Raw genomic sequence first — 2,703 nt, 5'->3', positions numbered from 1 at the left:
CATTACATGTGACACACCGCCAGTTTTCTAAAGCGGGGTATTGCTGGCGCAGCGCATCCATGACGATTGGTTTTTATTCGTCGAGAAGGTCGTAATAATTTTCTGTTTTCATGATAAAACGCATCGTATGTGCATAAAAGTAATAGGTTTCGAATCCGTTGAGGTTCCCGACTTGAGGAAGCCTACGCTGGAGATAATACGCAAAGGTACCAGGCCAGGAGGAGGTCTCTTTTGTGGGGCGAATATCAACTGGCTCCAGTGGGTAAGAATGATTTTCGGTGGTGTTCCGAGGTTGTTCTGCAAGGTAGATCAAGGTGGCAATGGGTTGGCCGTTTTCATTCTTGATAAAGTCTGTTTTCGGAAAATGTGTTTGCGCAAATTGGGCGATTTCTTCCGCTGGAAGGAATTCTAACTCCTGGCGACTAAATCGCTTGTTGCCGAAATAGTGAGCACCAAAATTAGCGCCCTGCGCGTCGGCTGTGTGAATATTTAGATAGAAAGGTGCAGCTAATTGAGGTGCTTTAAGTTTAAACAATTGTCTCATTCCCACAAGGCTGGTATCTACACTAAGTTCACATTTTCGTGATGTAGGAACAGTATTCGAATGGTAATAGCCAGTGGTACATGCTAAATCAAAAAACTGTGAGAAAATACCATTGGGAAAGTGGGCCGTAATTAAGCTGTCAGTTTGCTGGTCCAGGCGGTATTTGATGCGTTTGAATTTTAAGACTCGCCTAGCTTTCTCTCTGTCTATTCCCATTTGCGTCAGTTTCCAGGTTGGGGGACATTGGGCCAACAAAAAACAGCTCAAATTCCTGTGGCCTTCTGCTGTTTTTGGAGCGATAAGTTCATAATCTATCAAGTTTTGCTGGTAGGATAAGTCTAGTATCAGGCTGTCTGGCTGCCAATGCAATTCAGAAAAATCGTCCTTCTGTAAGTAGGTGAGCGCTAAATGAAAGGCCGTTTTGTTACCTCGTCCACGTCGCTGAATGGTTAGCTCAAGGTGAGAACGAGGAGGAATAACTCCGTAAACGACAGTCACTTTTCCGTCTTGGGCTGATAATGGATAACCGGCTTCGGAGCTGATTTGATAATTATAATCTTTGGTTTTTATTACTAAACGACGGCCTCCCCGGCTGATTTTTACCTTGTGCTTATCGGTAGCACTATTGAATTCCGTTGTCGAATCTTGCAGGGTGAAGTGGAATTGGTAGTTGGTACCGTATTGGGCGTTAAGTATGGTAAGTGAGAGAAGAGTAATAATGAGTATAAAGTACTTCATGTTTTTTGCCCCAAGAGATGCAGGAAGCAAGTGTTTTACACAAAAAAGCTCTCGAACAAATTGAATTGTCCGAGAGCCTGTTTTATACGATTACATCAATATTCTTTACATAAGAATATCGATGTCAACACTGCTGTCTCTGGTCAAGCCATTTTTATTGATAATCTCAACCTTGAGCGAAATGGTAGTCACGTCAGCGGCCAAGCCTGTGGGTACGGTATAGCTCATCAGCAGCACATCTGTCTGGCTGTCTTCTGAGAAATTAGGCGTATAAGCAAAAGATTCTTCTTCCGTTTCTACTCCACTGATAATGCTGGAAAGAACAATGCGGTCAATCTCATCTACAGAAAAGAAGCGCAAGTCCAGTTGAACGGTTTCTCCGACTGCAAACTCGCTGCCATTGGAGGTTCCAAAAGTGGAAATAACGGGGAAGTTTCCGCTTCCGGGAGTTGTGTTGTCAGCCAGCCAATCTGGCTCTTCGTAGCAAGAGCTAAAGCCTAGAACTAAAATTGAAAGAAATAGGCTAATATGAATTGATTTCATAATAATTGTCTTTTTATTAAGCACGAGGAGCAATGCTCATCGTCGATTAATTTATGATTAATTGAGGTCGCGCCACATCTGTGTTTCAAAATCGCGGACTACTTTGCTTACTTCGGCACCATTACGATTGAATTCATCCGTAGGATAAAGTGCTCGTTGGGCTGGCCCGCCAAAGCGCTCGGTGTCAGGAATGACGAAGTTGCGGTAAACGTCACTGCTGTAGTTGTAGCGACGCATATCTGTCCATACTTCGTAGTTGAAATAAAGAGCAATGTACTTCTCCTTCATGATCAGCTCATTGGTCAGCGCTGCTGCACCTACAGCTACCACAGGGTCATTAAGGTATGCATCAGCTGCTGTAGGATCTACACCGTACTTGTCCATACTCGCTTGGATACCTGCGAGATAAGCATCGTAAGCTGGGCCAGTTTGCCCTAGCGCCAGTTGTGCTTCTGCTTCGATGAATTTCATCTCTGCGAAAGTGAGCATAAACATAGGCGTCTGTTCGCGGCTATGGAAGGTCGTTTCAGAAAAATCAACAGTATTTGCAGGAGCATCATCATCGTAACTGTCAATACCGATGTATTCCGTTGCTGTACCAAATAGAATTTCCAGGCGAGGATCAGCTACATTGTAAATGTCACCGTTGAGTAGGCGTACGGCATAACCTCCAGGAGCAACAGTAAAGTTGCCTGTATTTACTGCCAAAGCAATTCCTGTATGTGCAGGGTTGCGTTCTACATCATTGTAGGCAAACTCGAAATCATCGTCATTGCTAGCAAAAGCCTGACCAGCCGCAGTGATGGCGGCAGTAGCATTACCAGTGCCTTTGTTCAGCAGGTGGATGGCCATGCGTGCACGTAGTGCGCTGACAATTT

The 2,703-nt window shown here is 44.5% G+C and carries 3 protein-coding genes; all 3 read right to left on the bottom strand.

The window, feature by feature from the left end:
• Window positions 1–73: 73 nt before the first annotated feature.
• Window positions 74–1,282 (bottom strand): hypothetical protein, encoded by a 1,209-nt coding sequence (locus ACRBG0_RS25165; RefSeq protein ID WP_431489596.1) that lies wholly within the window; start codon window positions 1,280–1,282, stop codon window positions 74–76.
• A gap of 105 nt (window positions 1,283–1,387) precedes the next feature.
• Entirely contained in the window at window positions 1,388–1,825 is a 438-nt protein-coding gene (locus ACRBG0_RS25160) for a hypothetical protein (protein ID WP_431489595.1), read from the bottom strand.
• 57 nt (window positions 1,826–1,882) lie between these two features.
• Window positions 1,883–2,703, bottom strand: an 821-nt coding sequence (locus ACRBG0_RS25155; protein WP_431489594.1) for a SusD/RagB family nutrient-binding outer membrane lipoprotein, incomplete at its 5' end; no start/stop codon positions are given.

This window comes from Lewinella sp., assembly GCF_050633125.1.
Lineage (GTDB): Bacteria > Bacteroidota > Bacteroidia > Chitinophagales > Saprospiraceae > Lewinella.
The sequence above is the reverse complement of the archived record's forward strand: the minus strand, read 5'-3'. Positions and strand labels throughout refer to the sequence as shown.

Excerpts from the sequence above, each read along its gene's own strand:
- ACRBG0_RS25160 (WP_431489595.1), bottom strand. The coding sequence starts at position 1,825 with ATGAAATCAATTCATATTAGCCTATTTCTTTCAATTTTAGTTCTAGGC.
- ACRBG0_RS25165 (WP_431489596.1), bottom strand. The coding sequence starts at position 1,282 with ATGAAGTACTTTATACTCATTATTACTCTTCTCTCACTTACCATACTT.